This is a genomic window from Streptomyces sp. NPDC048606 (genome assembly GCF_040650855.1).
Taxonomy (GTDB): domain Bacteria; phylum Actinomycetota; class Actinomycetes; order Streptomycetales; family Streptomycetaceae; genus Streptomyces.
On the sequence record NZ_JBEZIB010000002.1, the window covers coordinates 378,419 to 398,747 of the forward strand.

The window sequence follows — 20,329 nt, forward strand, 5'->3', positions numbered from 1 at the left end:
CGGCACCGGGACGACGGCCCCGACCCGACCCGGGCCGTCCCCCGCGACCTAGGGCCTGAGCCAGACCGTCGCCATCGGCGGCAGGGTCATCCGCAGGCTCGCCGCCCGCCCCTGGGCCGGCACCGGCTCCGGCTTCAACGCGCGGCCGTGGTGGACGCCGCTGCCGCCGTAGGCCTCCAGGTCGGTGTTGAGGACCTCCCGCCACAGCGGGACCTCCTCCGGCACCCCGATCCGGTACCCGTGCCGCACCACCGGGGAGAAGTTCGACACGCACAGCAGCTGGGAGCCGTCCTGGGCGAACCGCAGGAACGCGAACACGTTGTCGTCGGCCGCGTCCGCCTCCACCCACGCGAAGCCCTCGGGGACCGTGTCCCGCTCCCACAGCGCCGGCGCCGCCCCGTACGCGCGGTTCAGGTCGCGCACCAGGTCCCGCACGCCCCGGTGATCACCGGCCGCCGGGTAGGAGGAGTCCAGCAGCCACCAGTCCGGTCCGTGACTCTCCGACCACTCCGAACCCTGCGCGAACTCCTGCCCCATGAAGAGCAGTTGCTTGCCCGGATGGGCCCACATGAAGCCCAGGTACGCGCGGTGCGTGGCCCGCTGCTGCCACCAGTCGCCGGGCATCTTCGAGACCAGCGAGCGCTTGCCGTGCACGACCTCGTCGTGCGAGATCGGCAGGACGTAGTTCTCGCTGAACGCGTAGACCATCGCGAAGGTCATGTCGTGGTGGTGGTACTTGCGGTGCACCGGCTCCTTCGACACGTAGCGCAGCGTGTCGTGCATCCACCCCATGTTCCACTTCAGCCCGAACCCCAGCCCGCCCGCGTCCGTCGGCCGCGTCACCCCGTCCCAGGCCGTGGACTCCTCCGCGATGGTCATCACCCCGGGGCAGCGCCGGTAGACCGTCGCGTTCATCTCCTGGAGCAGCGCCACCGCGTCCAGGTCCTCCCGGCCGCCGTGCGCGTTCGGCGTCCAGTCGCCCTCGCCGCGCGAGTAGTCCAGGTACAGCATCGAGGCCACCGCGTCCACGCGCAGCCCGTCCACGTGGAACTCCTGGCACCAGTACACGGCGTTGGCGACGAGGAAGTTGCGGACCTCCTTGCGCCCGTAGTCGAACTCCAGGGTCCCCCAGTCGGGGTGCGCGGCCCGCCGCGGGTCCTGGTGCTCGTACAGCGGCCGCCCGTCGAACTCGGCCAGCGCCCAGGCGTCGCGGGGGAAGTGCGCCGGCACCCAGTCGACGATCACCCCGATCCCCGCCCGGTGCAGGGCGTCCACCAGGCCGCGGAACTCGTCGGGGGTGCCCATCCGCGAGGTCGGCGCGTAGAACCCGGTCACCTGGTAGCCCCACGAGCCGCCGAAGGGGTGCTCGGCGACCGGCATGAACTCCACGTGCGTGAAGCCCAGCTCCTTCACGTACGCGGGAAGCTGCTCCGCCAACTGCCGGTAGCTGAGCCCCGGCCGCCACGAGGCGAGGTGCAGCTCGTACACCGACAGCGGGGCCTGGTGCGGGGGCCGGGCGCCGCGCGCGGCCATCCACGCCTCGTCCCGCCACTCGTAGCGCGACCGCGTTACCACCGACGCGTTCGCCGGCGGGACCTCCGCGTGACGGGCCATCGGGTCGGCGCGCAGGGTGTGGCCGCCGTCCGGCCGCGTGATGTCGTACTTGTACAGGGTGCCCTCGCCGACCCCCGGCAGGAACAGCTCCCACACCCCGGTCGAGCCGAGCGAGCGCATCGGGTAGGCGACCGGGTCCCAGTACGAGAAGTCCCCGGTGACCCGCACGCCCTGCGCGTTCGGCGCCCACACCGTGAAGCGGGTCCCCGCCACGCCCTGGTGCTCCATCGGCTCCGACCCCAGGGCCGTCCACAGCTCCTCGTGCCGGCCCTCGCCGATCAGGTGCAGGTCCAGCTCGCCGAGGGCGGGCAGGAACCGGTAGGGGTCGTGGACCTCCACCTCGTCGCTGTCGTACGCCACCAGCAGCCGGTAGTCCGGCACCCCGGTCAGCGGCAGCAGCCCGGAGAACAGCCCGTCCCCCTCGTCGAAGAGCTCGGCGCGCAGCCCCTTCGCGACGACGGTCACCGCCTTCGCGTACGGCCGCAGCACCCGGAACGCCACCCCGCCGCGCTGCGTACGGGCCCCCAGCACCGCGTGCGGATCGTGGTGGCGGCCCTCCAACAGCCGGGCCCGTTCCTCCGCGCCGAGCGCCGGCGCCGGCCGGACCCCCCGGGACGGCGCGGCACGCCGGGCCCTCGGGGTGCGGGTCCCCCGCGCCGGGCCCTCGACCGGGGGCGCGGCCGGCACCTCGGCGGGCGCCGCGGCGGGCGGTGGCGGTGCGGCTTCCTCGCGGACGGTCGGGGGCGGGGACGACTGTCGTGCGGCGCTCACGCGAGCGGCCTCCTCGGGGGCTTCGGGTGGGGGGTGCTGCCGGGGGTCGGCGGGGGCATGCGGTGGGCGGGGCGCTGCGGCTCCGACAGCCGGCGGATCGCGGCCATCGGCACGTGCAGCCAGTCGGGGCGGTGGCGGGACTCGTAGCGGGCCTCGTACACCGCCTTGTCGGTCTCGTAGGCGCGCAGCAGCACCGGGTCCTCGCGGGGGTCGCGGCCCGTGGTGCGGGCGTAGCCCTCGCAGAACGCCGAGCGGCAGGCGTCCGCCCAGGCGGGGGCGAACGGCCGGTGCGAGCGCGCCGCGTAGTCGAAGGAACGCAGTATCCCGGCGATGTCGCGCACGGCCGGTTCGGGGCGGCGCCGGTCGGCGAGGGGCCGGGCCGGTTCCCCCTCGAAGTCGATCAGCGCCCAACTGCCGTCGACGGTGCGCAGGGTCTGCCCGAGGTGGAGGTCCCCGTGGATGCGCTGGGCGGGGACCCCGGCCCCGCGGGAGGCGGCCAGGGCGTCGAAGGCCCCGCGCAGGCCGGCCTCGTAGGGGCGCAGGGCGGGCACCTCGCGGGCGGTGGCGGCCAGCCGGGCCGTCATGCCGGCCGCGAGGCGGGCCGTCTGCTCGGGGCCGAGCGCCAGGGTGGGCAGGGCGTCGGCGAGGGCGCTGTGGACCTCGGCGGTGGCCCGGCCGAGCGCGTGGGCCTCGGCGGTGAAGTCCGCTCCGGCGCCGAGCCTGCGCAGCGCGAGCTGCCAGCCGTCGTGGGAGCCGCGCAGGTAGGGCTGGAGCACGCCGAGGGTCAACGGTTCTCCGCCGGGCAGGTCCGCCTCGTACCAGGCGACCGGCGCGGGCACGCGTCGGCAGCCGGCGGCGGCCAGGGCTCTGGGCAGCTCCAGGTCCGGGTTGACCCCCGGCCCCACGCGGCGGAACACCTTCAGGATGTACGCGTCCCCGTAGATCAGGGAGGAGTTGGTCTGCTCCCCGGACAGCGGCCGGGGGGTCAGCCCCGCCGGGACGGGGGCCTCGGGGTCGCGGTCGAAGCGCAGCGGCCCCAGGGATCCGGGGGCGCGCAACCGTTCCAGCAGGAGTGCGGCGAGCCGGGGGTCGCCCAGCGCGTCGTACATCGCCCGGCCCGCGTACGGGCCTTCCTGGGGGTGCCCGATCAGGGCGGGTGCCAGGGCGGGCGGCAGGGGTGACGGGCGGCTGCCGAGCAGGAGTTGGTAGCAGTCCCCGTCCACGTCGAGCAGGAGGTGGAGCAGGCCCGGCGTGGAGCCGGGCGGCAGGAGTTCGGCCGCCGAGACGGTCCGTAGCCTGCTGATGGCGCGGCCCTTGCCCGCGAACCAGCGTTGTGCGGGCAGCCAGGCCCGCAGCATCGGATCCAGCGGGCCGAGCCCGCCGGCCCGGTCGGCGGTGAGCCGGCTCCGGGCGGATGCAGCCTCCGACATGGCGTCGCGTCCTTTCCCCGGGCCGTCAAAGAATGCGCAGAGTGTCCCGGATGTGCGGCAGTTGCTTCTCCGGTATGGGCGAGTGTCGGGTCAGGATGATCCGTACAGGGGCGGGCGGTTGACCCGTTCGGGCGACCCGCCCCCTTCTTCGCGCTCGGTTACTCGCTCCGCGGAACGCTCCGCCGCTCGTTGCGCGGCTCGCTCCGCGTCTCGCTTCGCAGGCGGAACCAGTAGAAGCCGTGGCCCGCCAGGGTCAGCAGGTACGGCCACTCGCCGATCGGCGGGAAGCGCACGTCGCCCGTGAGTTCCACGGGGACCCGCCCGTTGAACGACCGCAGGTCCAACTCGGTGGGCTGCGCGAAGCGCGAGAAGTTGTGCACGCACAGCACCAGGTCGTCCCCGAACTCGCGCAGGAACGCGAGCACCGCCGGGTTGGACGAGGGGAGTTCCGTGTACGAGCCGAGTCCGAAGGCCGGGTTGGCCTTGCGGATCTCGATCAGTCGCCGGGTCCAGTGCAGCAACGAGGAGGGCGACGCCATGGCCGCCTCGACGTTGGTGACCTGGTACCCGTAGACCGGGTCCATGATGACCGGCAGGTTCAGCCTGCCCGGATCGCAGGAGGAGAAACCGGCGTTGCGGTCCGGGGTCCACTGCATGGGCGTGCGGACGCCGTCGCGGTCGCCGAGCCAGATGTTGTCGCCCATGCCGATCTCGTCGCCGTAGTAGAGGATCGGCGAGCCGGGCAGGGACAGCAGCAGGGCGGTGAACAGCTCGATCTGGTTGCGGTCGTTGTCCAGGAGGGGGGCGAGGCGGCGCCTGATGCCGATGTTGGCCCGCATGCGCGGATCCTTGGCGTACTCGGCGTACATGTAGTCGCGCTCTTCGTCCGTGACCATTTCGAGGGTCAGCTCGTCGTGGTTGCGCAGGAAGATGCCCCACTGGCAGCGGTCCGGGATGGCCGGGGTCTTCGCCAGGATCTCGGAGACGGGGTAGCGGGACTCTCTTCGCACCGCCATGAAGATGCGCGGCATGACGGGGAAGTGGAACGCCATGTGGCATTCGTCCCCGCCCTTCGTGTAGTCCCCGAAGTAGTCGACGACGTCCTCGGGCCACTGGTTGGCTTCGGCGAGCAGGACGGTGTCGGGGTAGTGCGCGTCGATCTCGGCGCGGACCCGCTTGAGGAGGCGGTGGGTGCGGGGGAGGTTCTCGCAGTTGGTGCCCTCCTCCGCGTAGAGGTAGGGCACGGCGTCGAGGCGGAAGCCGTCGATGCCGAGGTCCAGCCAGAAGCGCAGTGCCGAGATGATCTCCTCCACGACGGCCGGGTTCTCGTAGTTGAGGTCCGGTTGGTGCGAGAAGAAGCGGTGCCAGTAGTACTGCTTGCGTACGGGGTCGTACGTCCAGTTCGAGGTCTCGGTGTCGACGAAGATGATGCGGGCGTCCTGGTACTGCTTGTCGTTGTCGGCCCACATGTAGTAGTCGCCGTACGGGCCGTCCGGGTCCTTGCGCGACTGCTGGAACCACTCGTGCTGATCGCTCGTGTGGTTCATGACGAAGTCGATGATCACCCGCATGCCGCGGGTGTGCGCGGCGTCCACGAACTCCACGAAGTCGGCGAGGTCGCCGAACTCGGGCAGCACGGACGTGTAGTCGGCCACGTCGTAGCCCCCGTCGCGCAGGGGCGAGGCGAAGAACGGCGGGAGCCACAGGCAGTCGACGCCGAGCCACTGGAGGTAGTCCAGTTTGGCGGTGAGCCCCTTGAGGTCACCGACGCCGTCGCCGTTGCTGTCGTGGAAGGAGCGGACGAGGACCTCGTAGAAGACCGCCCGCTTGAACCAGTCGGGATCGCGGTCCTTGGCGGGGGTGTCCTCGAAGGTGTCGTGGACGGGATCGTTGATCATCATGTGGTGGGTGACCCTCCGGTGGGCGGGGACGGTCGCAGGGCGGCCAGTACGTGCGCGGGCGTGCGGCCCGGTTCCAGGCGCACGTAGTTCGCCCTGCCCCAGTGATAGGTCTCGCCGGTGAGCTCGTCGCGCACCGCGAGGGACCCGTGCCAGTCGAGGCCGAGTACCGGCATGTCCAACGAGACCGTCGCCTCCTGGGTGTGGTGCGGATCGAGGTTGACGACCACCAGTACGGAATTGCTCCCCGCGTGCTTCGAATAGGCGATCACCTGTTCGTTGTCGGTCGAGTGGAAGTGGATGTCGCGCAGCTGCTGGAGGGCGGGATTGCGCCGGCGCATCCGGTTCAGGGAGGTGATCAGCGGGGCGATGGAACGGCCCTCGCGCTCGGCGGCGGCCCAGTCGCGCGGGCGCAGCTCGTACTTCTCCGAATCCAGGTACTCCTCGCTGCCCTCGCGCAGCGGCTCGTTCTCGCAGAGCTCGTAGCCGGCGTAGACGCCCCAGGTGGGGGAGAGGGTGGCGGCCAGCACGGCCCGGACCTCGAAGGCGGGCCGCCCGCCGTGCTGGAGGTACTCGTGGAGGATGTCCGGGGTGTTCACGAAGAAGTTCGGGCGCATCACGGAAGCCGAACGGGTGTCGGACAGTTCCGTCAGGTATTCGGTCAGCTCGGCCTTGGTGTTGCGCCAGGTGAAATAGGTGTACGACTGCTGGAAACCGATCGCCGCGAGGGCGCGCATCATCGCCGGCCGGGTGAAGGCCTCGGCCAGGAAGATCACGTCGGGATCGGACTTGTTGATGTCCGCGATCACCTTCTGCCAGAACACGACCGGCTTGGTGTGCGGATTGTCGACGCGGAAGATCCGGACGCCGTGGTCCATCCAGTACCGCAGGACCCGGCAGGTCTCCTCGACGATCCCCGCCATGTCGGTGTCGAAGTGGATCGGGAAGATGTCCTGGTACTTCTTCGGCGGGTTCTCGGCGTACGCGATCGTGCCGTCCGCCCGGTGGCGGAACCACTCCGGGTGCTTGTCCACCCACGGGTGGTCCGGGGAGCACTGGAGGGCGAAGTCCAACGCGATCTCCAGGCGCAGCTCGCGGGCGCGCGCGACGAAGGCGTCGAAGTCCTCGATCGTGCCGAGGTCCGGGTGGACCGCGTCGTGCCCGCCCTCCGGGGAGCCGATGGCCCAGGGCACCCCCGGATCCCAACTCCCCGCCGAAAGCGTGTTGTTGGGACCCTTGCGGAAGGTCGATCCGATGGGGTGGATCGGCGGCAGGTAGACGACGTCGAAGCCCATCGCGGCGATCGCCGGCAGCCGCTCGGAGGCGGTGGCGAAGGTACCGCTCACGGGAGCCGAGCCGGGCTCCACCACCGCTCCCTCGGAGCGGGGGAACATCTCGTACCAGGAACCGAAGAGGGCCCGCTTGCGTTCGACCAGCAGGGACAGCGGCTTGGCGGCGCTGACCAGCTCCCGGTACGGGCGCCGGGCGAGCGCCGCGTCCACGGCGGGCGCGAGCGCCGCCGCGTGGCGCGCCTCGACGGGCCGGTCCTCGTCGCGCATCGCGTCGGCGGCGGCCAGCACGGCCTCGCGCCCGTCGCGCTTGGGGACCTTGGCGGCGGCCCGTTCGTAGAGCTCGGCGCCTTCGAGCAGCGTCAGACCGGTGTCGATGCCCGCCGGGATCTTGACGGCGGCGGTCGCCCGCCAGGTGGCGACGGGATCGCTCCACGCCTCGACGGTGTACGTCCACCTCCCCTCGACCTCGGCGGACACGCGGGCTCCCCACCGGTCGGTGCCGGGGGCCAGCTCGCGCAGCGGTACGGGCGGGCGCAGCCGCCCGCTCGGATCGCGCAGGACGACGTGCGCGGCCACGGCGTCGTGGCCTTCTCGGAACACGGTGGCGGAGATCTCGAAGACCTCGTCGACCACCGCCTTGGCGGGTCTGGCGCCGCAGTCGACGGCGGGGCGGACGTCCAGCACGGGAATGCGACCGATCATGATGGGATCACCTGGGGGCAGTTCGCAGGGCTCGGTGACAACAGGCCGGCAGGAATCACAGCCGGTAGTGCACGCTCTGTTCGCTCTGTTTCTAGCCGCTCGGAAGACGGCTGGGCTGCGGGCATGGCCGCTCCTGTCCGCGTTCACTCGGGTGGCGGGGAAAGGTGGTGGGCGGGTGCGCCGTGCGTGTACCGCGTGTACCCGCTCAGCCCTTCCCACTCACGCCCCGACCAATCCGTGCCGTTGGTTAACTACTCGTACGTAGTGGAACGCGGATCGCCGAGGCCCGGATCGACATCGGGCCGAGGCCCCGTCAAGTCGGCGAGGAACCAACCATGTACGCGATGACACCCCCCGTCCCATCCGTCCCGCCCGCCTCACAGCCGGTGTTCCCGCTGCCCTGCGGGATGGTGCTGCGCCCCTGGCGGGAGGCCGACGCGGGGGTGCTCGTCGCCGCCTACGAGGATCCCGGCATACGCCACTGGAACCGTCCGGAGCCCGAGACCCCGGACTCGGCGGTGGCCCGTATCCGACGTTGGCACGGCCGCTGGTCGGAGGGCGGGGCGGCGATGTGGGCCCTGGGCCGGCCCGGCCCGGATCCGGCCGTGGGCCTCGTCGGCCTCGGCGACATCGACCGGCGCGGCGGCAGCGCCGAGTTCCTGTACTGGCTGCTGCCCGAGGGCCGGGGCCACGGCGCGATGGAACAGGCCGTGCGGGCCGTGTCCCACTGGGCGTTCACCGACGCCGGGCTGCACCGGCTGCGCATCTGCCACTCGGTCGCCAACCCCGCCTCCTGCGCCGTGGCCACCCGGGCCGGCTTCCTCCTGGAGGGCACCATGCGCGGCGCCCTCCTGCACGCCGACGGGTTCCACGACGAACACCTCCACGCGCGCCTGGCCACCGACGGCCCGGTCCTCGCCGAACCCGCGCCCGGCTCCTGAGGTCGGGCGGGACCCCCGAGGTCGGGCGGGCGTGCGGTGAGCGCGCGGGCGTCCGGTGCCCGCGCGGCTTCGACAGCGGAAACCCCGCTGCTCAGGGGGTCGGGCTACCGCCGGTACGGGGGAGAATGCCGGCATGGGCCTGACGCAACAGCTGGCAAGTCCCGACCCCCGGGAACGGGAGGCCGCCGCGCACGCCGTGGCCCGCGCGGTGTGGGACCCGGACGCGGAGACGGTGCTCGCCGCCGCGCTCGCCGCAGCCGCCGCCGACGAGGAGGACCCCGCCGCGCGCCGGGCCCAACTGGAGGCCCTCCCGGCCGTCGAAGGGGGCCTGGGCGACGCCGACCTGGAGCGGCTCGGCCGGCTGTGGCCGGCCCCGCCCGCCCTGGACCGCCTCCTCGCCCGCGCCGGCCGGCTCCAGGTCTGCGCCCCCGCCCGACCCAGCGGCGCCGCGACCCTCACCGAGGTGCGCTGCCTGCGCGGCGCCCCGCACACCGGACTCGGCCTGCGCACCCCCGAGGGGGCCTGGGTGGTCCTGGAGCGCATCGAGTTCCAGGGCCGGGCCGTCGCCCGCCTCGAAACCGGCCGCACCGCGCGCGTCCTGCTCTCCGGTCCGGGGGCGCGCGACCTGGGGGAGTGGGACCGGCTGGAGGCCGACCCCCGCGCGCGGGAGTACGTACGCCTGCTGCGGGCCCCCGATCCGCGCGTGCGCGAGCTCGCCGCCGCCGGGACCGCCGACTGGCCCGACTCCTGGGACCCCGACACCGGGCGCCTCCTGTGCGCCGCCCTCGCCCGGGCCGCACGCGCCGAAGCCGACCCGGAGGCCCTGGAATCCCAGCTCCACGCCCTCCTGCAACTCGGCGACCACCTCGCGCCCCCGGCCCTCGCCCTGCTGCGGACCCTGGACCCGGCGGCCCTGCCGGCCCCGGTGCGCCCCTACCTGGACGAGCTGTTGGCCCCCTGACGCCCCGATGCCCGGATGCCCGGATGCCCCGACGTCCCGATGCCCCGACGTCCCGGCGCCGCGCGGCCCGGGCGGGCTCCCCGGGCCCCGACCGCCGGGAGGCGCCATGGTCGGTCCGGGGCTTCGACGCTAGCCTTCCGGGGGCGATGCGCGGGTGCACAGCGTGGTGCGGCCGCTCCTGTCCGTCATCCCCTGCGAAGGTGGAACACGTGAAGGCTATCCGTCGATTCACCGTGCGCCCCGTCCTCCCGGAACCCCTGATGCCGCTCGCCGAGCTGGCGCGCAACCTGCGCTGGTCCTGGCATACGGAAACCCGTGAACTCTTCCAATCCGTCGACCCCGAGGGCTGGCAGGCCGCCGGCGGTGATCCCGTCCGGCTCCTCGCCGCCGTACCCGCCGCCCGTCTCGCCGAACTCGCCGCCGACCGACGCTTCCTGCGCCGCCTCGCCGTCGCCGTCGCCGACCTCGACGACTACGTCCACGGCGGCCGCTGGTACCAGACCAACGAGAACGCCGCCGACCTGCCCGCCGCCATCGCCTACTTCTCCCCCGAGTTCGGCATCACCGCCGCCCTCCCGCAGTACTCCGGCGGCCTCGGCATCCTCGCCGGGGACCACCTCAAGGCCGCCAGCGACCTCGGCGTCCCCATCATCGGCGTCGGCCTGCTCTACCGGCACGGCTACTTCCGCCAGTCGCTGTCCCGCGACGGCTGGCAGCAGGAGCACTATCCCGTCCTGGACCCCCACGAACTGCCCCTCGCGATGCTCCGCCACGAGGACGGCACCCCCGCCCGGGTCTCGCTCACCCTCCCCGGCGGACGCACCCTGCACGCGCAGGTCTGGCAGGCCCTCGTCGGACGCGTGCCGCTGCTCCTGCTCGACTCCGACGTCGAGGACAACGACGCCGGCGCCCGCGAGGTGACCGACCGGCTCTACGGGGGCGGCAGCGACCACCGCCTCCTCCAGGAGATGCTGCTGGGCATCGGCGGGGTCCGGGCCGTCCGCGCCTACTGCGCCATCACCGGCCACCCCGACCCCGAGGTCTTCCACACCAACGAGGGCCACGCCGGTTTCCTCGGTCTCGAACGCATAAGGGAACTGGACGGGGAGCAGGGCCTCGGCTTCGACGCCGCCGTCGAGGCCGTCCGCGCCGGGACCGTGTTCACCACCCACACCCCCGTGCCCGCCGGCATCGACCGCTTCGAGCGCTCCCTCGTCGCCCGGCACTTCGGCGAGGGCGGGGAACTGCGCGGCGTACCCGTCGACCGGATCCTGGAACTCGGCGCCGAGACCTACCCCGGCGGCGACCCCGGCGTGTTCAACATGGCGGTGATGGGCCTGCGCCTGGCCCAGCGCGCCAACGGGGTCTCCACCCTGCACGGAGCCGTCAGCCGGGGCATGTTCGCCGGGCTCTGGCCGGGCTTCGACCCCGTCGACGTCCCCATCGCCTCCGTCACCAACGGCGTCCACGCCCCGACCTGGGTCGCCCCCGAGGTCGTGCGGCTCGGCGCCCGCCAGATCGGGGCCGGGCGCGCCGAGGACGCCCTCGCCGTGGGCGCCTCCCCGCGCTGGGACGCCGTCGCGCAGATCCCCGACCAGGACGTGTGGGACGTACGCCGGATCCTGCGCGAGCAGCTCGTCCAGGAGGTGCGCGACCGGCTGCGGGCCTCCTGGAAGCAGCGCGGCGCGGCCGACGCCGAACTCGGCTGGGTGGACTCCGTCCTCGACCCGGACGTCCTGACCATCGGCTTCGCCCGCCGCGTCCCCTCCTACAAGCGGCTCACCCTGATGCTCCGCGACCCCGAGCGGCTGCGCCGACTGCTGCTGGACCCCGACCGGCCCGTGCAGATCGTCGTCGCCGGCAAGGCCCACCCCGCCGACGACGGCGGCAAGCGGCTCGTGCAGGAACTGGTGCGCTTCTCCGACGACCCCCGGGTGCGCCACCGGATCGTGTTCCTGCCCGACTACGGCATGGCCATGGCGCAGAAGCTCTACCCCGGCTGCGACGTGTGGCTGAACAACCCGCTCCGCCCGCTGGAGGCCTGCGGGACCAGCGGGATGAAGGCCGCGCTCAACGGCTGCCTCAACCTCTCGGTGCTCGACGGCTGGTGGGACGAGTGGTTCGAGCCCGACTTCGGCTGGGCCATCCCCACCGCCGACGGGCTCGGCACCGACGAGGACCGCCGCGACGACCTGGAGGCGAACGCCCTCTACGAGCTGATCGAGGAGCGGGTCGCACCCCGCTTCTACGACCGGGCCGGCCGGGCCGGGCTGCCCGTGCGCTGGATCGAGATGGTCCGCCGCACCCTGGTGTCCCTGGGCCCCAAGGTGCTCGCGGGCCGGATGGTGCGGGAGTACGTGGAGCGGCTCTACGCCCCCGCCGCCCACTCCCACCGGGCCCTGGACCCCGCCGCCGCGCGGGACCTCGCCTGGTGGAAGGGGCGCGTACGGGCGGCCTGGCCGCGGGTGGCGGTCGAGCACGTGGAGGCCGTCACCGCCGCCCCCGTCGCCGGCACCGCGGAACTGGGCGCCACCCTCACGCTGCGGGTGCGGGTCGCCCTCGACCCGCTCGCGCCCGAGGACGTGGAGGTGCAGGCCGTCGCCGGCCGGGTCGACGCCCAGGACGTGATCCGGGACGGGCGGACCTTCCCGCTCAAGCCCGCCGGCGGACCCGACCTGGAGGGCCGCTGGGTGTACGAGGGGCCCCTCGCCCTCGACCGTACGGGCCCCTTCGGCTACACCGTGCGCGTCCTGCCCGCGCACCCGCTGCTGGCGACCCCGGCCGAACTGGGACTGGTCGCGGCCCCGGTGGACACCGACGCCGTCGGCGGCGTCCTGCTGCGCTGACCGCGCCGGGCCGGGATGCTCGGGGGCGGGCGGTGGCTCCACCGACCGCCCGTCCCCGACGAGCGTCCCGGCCCGCCCGGGAGGATCGGCGGATGGCCCCGCAGGGCGCTCCGGAAGGGTGAACCCTCGAACGCATCTCGCATGCCGCGCCGGTTCGGCGGCGGATTCCGCTCCTACGCTGCCCCGGCGGCTGCCCGTCGGAAAGGGCACCCGCGGAACCCCGAGAAACGGACCCCCCATGCGAATGCGCACCACGGCAGCGGCCCTGCTCGCCTCGCTCGCGCTCGTCCTGCCCACGGCCGGGCAGTCCCAGGCGAACGCGAACGACCGCGACTACCCGGACACCCTCGGCGAACTGCACTACCGGTACGTCGACAACGGCGGTGACACCCGCCGCAGGACGATCGAGCCGGCGGACAACGACACCTGCTACCAGCTCACGGGCACGCGCCGCAATCCGGCCTACTGGGCCAAGAACGAGACGGACTCGCTGGCCTTCCTCTACGAGGGCACCAGCTGCGGCGGCAACCCCGAGGAGATCCTTCGACCGGGCGAGTACGCCCGCGACCTGAACGTCCGCTCGGTCCAGTTCCAGCCGACCGACCACGGCGGCCACCACGGCCGCGACCACGACGACTGGGACGACGACCGCAACCGCGCGGGCGGACAGCAGCGGCACGGCTCCCTTCAGGACCGGGCCCTGCGGGAGGCCGGCATCCCCGCCGACTTCGCCCGCCACATGAACTGACGCACACCGCGGCGCGGGGCCGGGACGGCCGGCGCCCCCGGCCCGAAAGCCCCGACCCCGTACGCGCGGCCCCGGCACCGAAGCGCTGCCGGGGCCGCGCACGCGTCCACCGGGGGCCGCCCGGTCCACCCGGGGCCGGTCGGAGCGGGCGCGTGGTCCGTCGCGTCAGGCGCGGGGCGCGGCCCCGACCCCCGTCGACAGCCAGGCCACCACGTCCGCCGCCGTGTAGGGCGCCGCGTCGGGCGCCAACCGGGTCAGGAAGGACAGGTCCTTCCCGATCGTCACCAGCGGCGCTTCGATCCGCCCGCGCGGACGCCGCTGAGCCAGGCCGATCGTGGCCAGCAGCCCGTTGCACAGGCACCGCTTGCCCAGCGTGTCCGCCTCGGCCCCGCCCTTGCGGACGTACGCCGCGACCGGCTCGGCCGCGCACCGGTAGGCGAGCCCGCGCGGCCCCCGCACCGGGGTCCGCAGGAAGCCCAGGTCGCACACCCGGCGCCGGGCCGCGGCCACGTCCGGCTCGGAGAGCGTGCCGGGCAGCTCCGCCACCTTGAAGGGGAACGCGGTCGGGGAGGCCGCGGGGTCGTTGCGGACCGTCAGGGTCCCGCCGTGCGCCCGTCCCAGCAGCTCCTCGCGCAGCGCGCGCGTCATCCCCGACTCCTCGCACAGCGCGAAGGCGCTGCCGACCTGCACCCCGGCCGCGCCCGCCGCCCGGGCGGCGGCGACGGCCTCGGGGCTCGCCTGCCCGCCGGCGAGCCAGAACGGCAGGCCCAGCGCGGCCATCCGGGCCGGGTCGGGCCGGTCGCGCGGACCGTAGACGGGCTCGCCGTCCGCGTCCAGGGTCAGCGGACCGCGCGGCGGGGCGCTGTGGCCGCCCGCGCCGCTGGTCTCCACGACGAAGCCGTCGGGTCGGGTGGCCTCGTCCCGCGCCAGGTAGGCGGCGAGGACCGGCAGCGAGACGATCGCCAGGACCTCGGGGCGCCGCAGTCGGCCGGGCAGGGGCCCGGCCGACAGGGTGCGCGGGTCGAAGCGGTGGGCCAGGGGCTCCTCGTCGCCCTCTACCGCGACGCGCGTGACGACCGGTTCGCAGCGCGCCAGCCGGTCGGCGAGGGCAGGGATCTGACCGGGTACGCCGGCGCCGACCAGGACGTGGTCGACGCCTGCCAGGATCGCGCCGAACATCGCGGGGGCGGTGGCGAGCTGGATCTTCTCCAGGTAGTTGATGCCGACGAGACCATCGTGTCCCTCCTTGGCGAGCCAGACCTCGACGAAGTTGCCGAGTACGGTGAGGATCTCGGCCCGGCGTCCCCCGTCGGCGCGCAGACGCGGCGTGGTGCGCATCGGCGTGTCGTCGTCGAGGCCGTCCGGGCGGAAGTACGCGTCGAGCGCGGCGTCCGCCAACTCCGGCAGCGGGAACGCGGCCAGGGCGCGGCGGGCGTGCCCGCCGGGGTCGCCCGTCTGCAGGACGCGGACCAGGACCACGTCCAGGGCGGTGCCCGAGACCACCCCGAGCTGGCCGGTCAGGGAGACGGCCCGGGCGAGGCGCCAACCGGAGACGCCGACGCCCATGCCGCCCTGGATCAGCCAGGGGCGCCGCCGGGCGGGAGGGGGCGTGGGGATCTGGGGCACGGTGCACGTCCTCGGGGATGACCCGAACCTACGGTTCCGTAGGTTCGGTTTCCACTATCCCCCCGCGCCGGCCCGCCGCCGGGCGCCGAAGGTCCCGCTCCGGCGGGCAGCAGGTCCCGCGCCGGGGGGCCGTGGGGCACCGGGTCGGCGGGCCGTGGGGCACGGGCCGGTGGGGCCGTAGGAGCAGGGGCCGGCCCTCGTCCCGGACGTGGAACAGGGCCGCCCGGGGAGGTTTCCTCCCGGGCGGCCCCGTGATCTGGCGGTTCAGCCGTCGCTCATCGGAATCCCGGAGGGGATCAGAAGGTGAGCTTCCAGCTGTTGATGTAGCCGACGTCAGCGCTCGCGAGGTCGGCGACCCGCAGCTTCCAGACACCCTGGGCCACCTCGGAGGAGGCGTTCACGGTGAAGGACTGGACGATGTTGTCGGCGCTGCCGCCGGTGCGGTTGCGCAGGTTGTACACCGAGCCGTCGGGGGCGACCAGGTCGACCTTCAGGTCACCGACGTAGGTGTGGACGATGTTGACGTCCACCTTCAGGGTGCTCGGCGCGTTGCCCGTGCGGGTGACGGTGATCGGCGACTCGACCGTGGAGTTGTCGGCGATCTGGTAGTCGTTCGTGTTCTCGAAGACGTTCTGCTGGGCGGTGCCGACCGTCCAGGTGAAGGACGCCGTCCCGGTCTGGTTCTGGGCGTCGCGCACCGTGACGGTCACGTTGGACGTGGCCGCGGTGGTGGCGGTGCCCGAGATCAGGCCGGTGGAGGAGTTGATCGACAGGCCGGCCGGCAGGCCGGTGGCCGAGTAGGTCAGCGCACCCGGGTTGGTGCTGGTGGCCTGGACCTGGAGGCTCACCGCGGTGTTGATCTGGGTGGTCTGGTTGGCGATCGGGGTGACCGTCACGCCGTTGTTGATGCGTCCGCCGACGGCGACGCCGGCCCACGCGTTGGCCACGTTGTTGTAGGTGGCCGAGCCCTGGCCGTAGAGGTCCGCGGCGGCCTGGAGGGTCGCGGTGCGGGCGGCGGCGTAGTTGGTGTTCGACTTGAAGTAGCCGACCGTCAGCGCGCGGAACCAGATCTTCGAGGCGGCGTCACGACCGATCGCGGTGACGGGCAGGCCGTCCGAGGTCGGGGAGTCGTAGCTGACGCCGTTGACGACCTTGGCGCCCGAACCCTCGGAGGCCAGGTAGTACCAGTGGTTGGCCGGACCCGAGGAGTAGTGGACGTCGATGCCGCCCAGACCCGAGTACCAGTAGTCCTTGGACGAGCCGTCCTTGCTCGGCTTGTCCATGTAGCGCAGCGGGGTGCCGTTGCCGCGGATGTCGATCTTCTCGCCGACCAGGTAGTCGCCGACGTCCTGCGGGTTGTTGGCGTAGAACTCGACGGCCGCCGCCATGATGTCGGAGGTCGCCTCGTTCAGACCGCCGGGCTCACCGCTGTAGGTCATGTTGCCGGTGACCGAGGTGAGGCCGTGGGTCATCTCGTGCGCCGCGACGTCGGTGGAGGTGAGCGGCTTGTTGTTGCCCTCGCCGTCGCCGTACGTCATGCAGAAGCAGGAGTCGTCCCAGAAGGCGTTCACGTACGCGTTGCCGTAGTGGACGCGGGTGTACGGGGAGACCCCGTCGTTGCGCAGGCCGTTGCGGCCGTGCACGTTCTTGTAGTAGTCCCACGTCACGGCGGCGCCGTAGTGCGCGTCCGCGGCGGCGGTCTCCAGGTTGGACGGCGCTCCGTTGCCCCAGACGTCGTCCGGACCCGAGAACAGGGTGCCGGTGCCCGACGAACCGCGGTTCAGGTTGTACGTCTTGTGGTTGCCGCGCGAGGCGTCGGTCAGCGTCCAGTTGCTGCCCGACTGCGAGGTGCCGAGGGTGACCTGGCCGCTGTACATGGTGTTGCCGGTGCCGGTCTCGATGGCCTGCCACTCGGTGATCTTGGCGCCGGTCTTGGCGTTGGTCACCACGTGCAGCTCGTTCGGCGTGCCGTCGTGCTGGAGGCCGCCGACGACGGTCTCGAACGCGAGGACCGGGGCGCCTTCGGCGGCCCAGATCACCTTGCGGGCGTTCTTGGAGGCCTTGGCCTCCTTCGAGCCCTCGGCGTTGGCGGCGGCGACCGCCTGGCCCTCGGCCGCGGACGGGGTGACCGTGGCGTTGGTGTCCGCGACCTTGATGTCGTGGTTGGTCGCCTTGGTCACGCTCTTGGTGACACCGCCCTTGGCGTGGACGGTGAGGTCACCGCCGAGCACCGGCAGACCGTCGTAGGTCCGCTCGTAGGACGTGTGCGTGGTGCCGTCCGCGTCCTTGACGACGTCGCGGACGACGAGCTTCTCGCCACCGCCGAGGCCGAGGGCCTTCGCGGCCTGCACGGTGGTCGAGTTGGCCTCGGCCAGGAGCGTCGCACGCTCCGAAGCGCTGAGTTTGAGGTTGGCCGCGCCCGGGTTGGGCTGGGCGGCCGTGGCGGCCTGCGACGCGGTGGCGTCGGCGGTTGCGGTGCCGGCCTGTATGCCTACGGCGAGCAGGGCCGCCGCGGCGATGAGTGCTCCGGCGGCGGTGGCTCGCCTCTGGGGGGTGGGACTCAACGCAGACTCCTTCTGCAAGGGGGGTTCCGGACGGCTGGGTGGGCCTCCGGGCAGATCAGGGCTGGTGCGATGAACGGTCGAAGAGTGCCGGCTGTGGGCCGTGATGTCAGGGCCGCGTCAAAAGGTTGGCTGGAAACGGTTCGTTGTCCGAAGATACGTATCCGGTATCCGAACCATTCACCTTCGCGTGCGTGGAACCTGACGCGGCGTCGGAATGGTTGATACCGGTTCCTAACGCTTGAGCAACGAGTGGCTTCGTTAACCCAAACGGCATTTACCGTACGGGTGTTTGTCGTACTGTTTCCCGGTGCGACAGTCGCTCGTGGTCAGGGGAAGCCACGGGCGTGCGCCACCGACATAGACCACGTGCCAGGGGGGCTCATGAGGCATGTCCATTTTCCTGCGCAAAGAGTGGCCTCGGGCGCGGACGGGACGGACGGTGCGGCGACCGCCCCGGCGCGGCGCATCGGCGACAAGGCCCGCTGGTACCTGCCCGCCGCCGTCGCCGCCGACCTCGCCGGTGCCGCCCTCCCCGTCGGCCTGGTCTTCGAGGCCGCGGGCCAGGCCCGTCCGGCCTACTGCGCCCTGGCCGCTGCCCTCGCGTGGACCGGCGTGCAGGCGCTGCGCCGCCGTTATGCCTCCCGGGCCCTCGGAGAATCGCGCGGAGTCCTCCCCGTCGTACACGACTGGCTGATTCTCATCGGTCTCCTGGCCGTCGCCCGGGTCCTGACGGACGAGAGCACCCCCCGCCTCGCCGCCGTCGGCGCCCTCCTGCCGGCCCTCCTCGTCACCGTCGCCCACCACAAGTTGACCTACCGCCACCTCGCCGCCGCCCGCCGCGAGGCGCAGGCCGTCAGCCGGGTCCTGGTGATCGGCGAGCCGGACGCCGCCGAACACCTCATCGCCCACCTGGCCGCGCGGACCGACCACCCCTACGTCGTCGTCGGCGTGGTGCCCGTCGGCGCGGGCTCCCTCACCAGCGGCGTTCCCGTCGCCGCCCGCCTCGCCGCGACCATGCCCGAGACGGTGACCGGCGACGCGAACCCCGTCCTCGGCGCCGTCCGCAGCCACCACGCCGACCTGGTGCTCGTGGCCCCCGGCGCCCGGATCGCCGGCGAGCGCCTGCGCCGCGTCGCCTGGGCCCTGCACGACGAGGGCCTCGAACTGGCCGTCTTCCCCGGCCTGGTGGAGATATCCGTCAAGCGGCTGGAGACCCTCTCCGCCGGCGGGATCGCCGTCCTGCGCGTCGCGCCGCCCGTGCGCGCAGGCGTACAACCCCTGCTCAAGTCGGTGCTCGACCGCGTCGGCGCCGCCCTCGGGATCCTCGCGCTCTCGCCGTTCCTCCTCGCCGTCGTGCTGGCGATCCGCGTGGGCTCGCGCGGCCCCGCCTTCTACAGCCAGCGGCGCATCGGCCGCGACGGAGTCCCCTTCGTCATGTGGAAGTTCCGCACGATGGTGGTGGACGCCGACCGGCTCAAGGCCGAACTGGCCGGGGCCAACGAGAACGACGGCCTGATGTTCAAGATGCGCCGCGACCCCCGCGTCACCCGGGTGGGCCGACTGCTGCGCCGCACCTCCATGGACGAACTGCCGCAGCTCTTCAACGTGCTGACGGGCAGCATGTCCCTGGTCGGCCCCCGCCCCCCGCTCCCGGAGGAGGTGGCGGAGTACGACGAGGTCGAGCTGCGTCGGCTCTCGGTGCGCCCTGGCATGACCGGTCTGTGGCAGATCAGCGGACGGTCCGACCTGTCCTGGGACGAAACGATTCAGCTTGATCTCCAGTACGTCGACAACTGGTCCTTCACCAGCGACGTCGACGTGATGGGCCGCACGCTCCGCGCCGTCGTCGACGGTCGCGGAGCGTACTGAGCGACCCGTGGACAGGTCAGTTCCGCTCCAGCCACCAGCGGTAGGTGGACGCGATGCCGTCCTTCAGCGGGATGCCCGGCTTCCAGCCCAGCGAGGTCAGACGCGACACGTCCAGCAGCTTGCGCGGCGTCCCGTCGGGCTTCGAGGTGTCCCAGGCGAGCCGGCCCTCGAAGCCGGTCACCTCGGCGACCGTCTCCGCGAGCGCCTTGATCGTCAGGTCCTCGCCGCAGCCGATGTTGACCGGCTCGTCCCCGTCGTAGCGCTCCAGCAGCACCGCGCAGGCCGCCGCCAGGTCGTCCACGTGCAGGAACTCCCGGCGTGGGGTGCCCGACCCCCACAGGGTGACCTCCTCGCGCCCCTCGACCGCGGCCTCGTGGAAGCGGCGGATGAGGGCGGGCAGGACGTGCGAGGACTCCAGGTCGAAGTTGTCGCCCGGACCGTAGAGGTTCGTGGGCATCGCCGAGACGTACGAGGCCCCGTACTGCCGGCGGTACGACTGGACCTGCACGATGCCGGCGATCTTGGCCAGGGCGTAGGCCTCGTTGGTCGGCTCCAGCGGGCCGGTCAGCAGGGCGTCCTCGCTGATCGGCTGCGGGGCCAGCTTCGGGTAGATGCAGGACGAACCGAGGAACAGCAGACGGGCGACACCGGCCGCGTGCGCGCCGGCGATCACGCTGAGCTGGATCCTGAGGTTGTCCTCCAGGAACTGCACCGGGTACGTGCTGTTGGCCATGATGCCGCCCACCTTGGCGGCGGCCAGCACGACCGCGTCCGGCCGGACGTCGCGCAGGTACGCCTCGGTCGCGGCGGCGTCGCGCAGGTCGAGATCGGCACGGCCCCGGGTGAACACCTCGTGGCCGTCGGCGGTCAGGCGGCGGGCGACCGCGGACCCCACGAGGCCGCGGTGTCCGGCGACGAAGACACGGGCGTGCGGGGGCAGGAGCGGCGGCGTACTTGTCATACCGCCGATGATGCCAGGCCGTTGGCGCCCACCACCGGGGAGCCCGGGATCCCGGGGCCCGCCGCGAGCCCCGGCCGGGGCGCGTGTACGGTACCCATCCGACCCC

General features: G+C 73.0%; 12 protein-coding genes. 5 read left to right on the top strand and 7 right to left on the bottom strand.

Annotated elements, in window-relative coordinates:
- Positions 1-48: 48 nt before the first annotated feature.
- The 4 genes from glgB to AB0D01_RS03840 all read right to left on the bottom strand — a co-directional run bounded on the left by glgB (position 49) and on the right by AB0D01_RS03840 (position 7,707).
- On the bottom strand, positions 49-2,385 hold the full coding sequence (gene glgB, locus AB0D01_RS03825) for a 1,4-alpha-glucan branching enzyme (RefSeq protein ID WP_363053358.1): 2,337 nt from the start codon (positions 2,383-2,385) through the stop codon (positions 49-51).
- Positions 2,382-3,815, bottom strand: coding sequence for a maltokinase (locus AB0D01_RS03830; protein ID WP_363053359.1), 1,434 nt, complete (start codon positions 3,813-3,815; stop codon positions 2,382-2,384). Before AB0D01_RS03830 ends, glgB begins: the two co-directional genes overlap by 4 nt.
- Positions 3,816-3,973: 158 nt before the next feature.
- Entirely contained in the window at positions 3,974-5,716 is a 1,743-nt protein-coding gene (treS, locus tag AB0D01_RS03835) for a maltose alpha-D-glucosyltransferase (RefSeq protein WP_363053360.1), read from the bottom strand.
- Positions 5,713-7,707 carry an alpha-1,4-glucan--maltose-1-phosphate maltosyltransferase gene (locus AB0D01_RS03840; protein WP_363053361.1) on the bottom strand — a complete coding sequence of 665 codons (1,995 nt, stop codon included), beginning with the start codon at positions 7,705-7,707 and terminating at the stop codon, positions 5,713-5,715. The genes treS and AB0D01_RS03840 overlap by 4 nt, the downstream gene beginning before the upstream one ends.
- A gap of 344 nt (positions 7,708-8,051) precedes the next feature.
- On the opposite strand from AB0D01_RS03840, the gene AB0D01_RS03845 reads away from it, so the two are divergent.
- From AB0D01_RS03845 to AB0D01_RS03860, 4 genes are all read left to right on the top strand, one after another.
- Positions 8,052-8,648 (top strand): GNAT family N-acetyltransferase, encoded by a 597-nt coding sequence (locus AB0D01_RS03845; protein ID WP_363053362.1) that lies wholly within the window; start codon positions 8,052-8,054, stop codon positions 8,646-8,648.
- Positions 8,649-8,781: 133 nt separating this feature from the next.
- Positions 8,782-9,609 (top strand): hypothetical protein, encoded by an 828-nt coding sequence (locus AB0D01_RS03850; RefSeq protein WP_363053363.1) that lies wholly within the window; start codon positions 8,782-8,784, stop codon positions 9,607-9,609.
- Positions 9,610-9,818: 209 nt separating this feature from the next.
- Entirely contained in the window at positions 9,819-12,455 is a 2,637-nt protein-coding gene (glgP, locus tag AB0D01_RS03855) for an alpha-glucan family phosphorylase (RefSeq protein ID WP_363053364.1), read from the top strand.
- 238 nt (positions 12,456-12,693) lie between these two features.
- Positions 12,694-13,203: a hypothetical protein gene (locus AB0D01_RS03860; protein WP_363053365.1), complete on the top strand. Its 510-nt coding sequence runs from the start codon at positions 12,694-12,696 to the stop codon at positions 13,201-13,203.
- A gap of 165 nt (positions 13,204-13,368) precedes the next feature.
- On the opposite strand, the gene AB0D01_RS03865 is transcribed toward AB0D01_RS03860, so the two are convergent.
- Positions 13,369-14,829, bottom strand: coding sequence for a nitronate monooxygenase (locus AB0D01_RS03865; protein ID WP_363053366.1), 1,461 nt, complete (start codon positions 14,827-14,829; stop codon positions 13,369-13,371).
- 296 nt (positions 14,830-15,125) lie between these two features.
- On the bottom strand, positions 15,126-17,393 hold the full coding sequence (locus AB0D01_RS03870; RefSeq protein WP_363053367.1) for a M4 family metallopeptidase: 2,268 nt from the start codon (positions 17,391-17,393) through the stop codon (positions 15,126-15,128).
- A gap of 381 nt (positions 17,394-17,774) precedes the next feature.
- On the opposite strand from AB0D01_RS03870, the gene AB0D01_RS03875 reads away from it, so the two are divergent.
- Positions 17,775-19,262 (top strand): sugar transferase, encoded by a 1,488-nt coding sequence (locus tag AB0D01_RS03875; RefSeq protein WP_363053368.1) that lies wholly within the window; start codon positions 17,775-17,777, stop codon positions 19,260-19,262.
- Between the two features lie 16 nt (positions 19,263-19,278).
- On the opposite strand, the gene AB0D01_RS03880 is transcribed toward AB0D01_RS03875, so the two are convergent.
- Positions 19,279-20,223: a GDP-L-fucose synthase gene (locus tag AB0D01_RS03880; protein ID WP_363053369.1), complete on the bottom strand. Its 945-nt coding sequence runs from the start codon at positions 20,221-20,223 to the stop codon at positions 19,279-19,281.
- Positions 20,224-20,329: the final 106 nt, after the last annotated feature.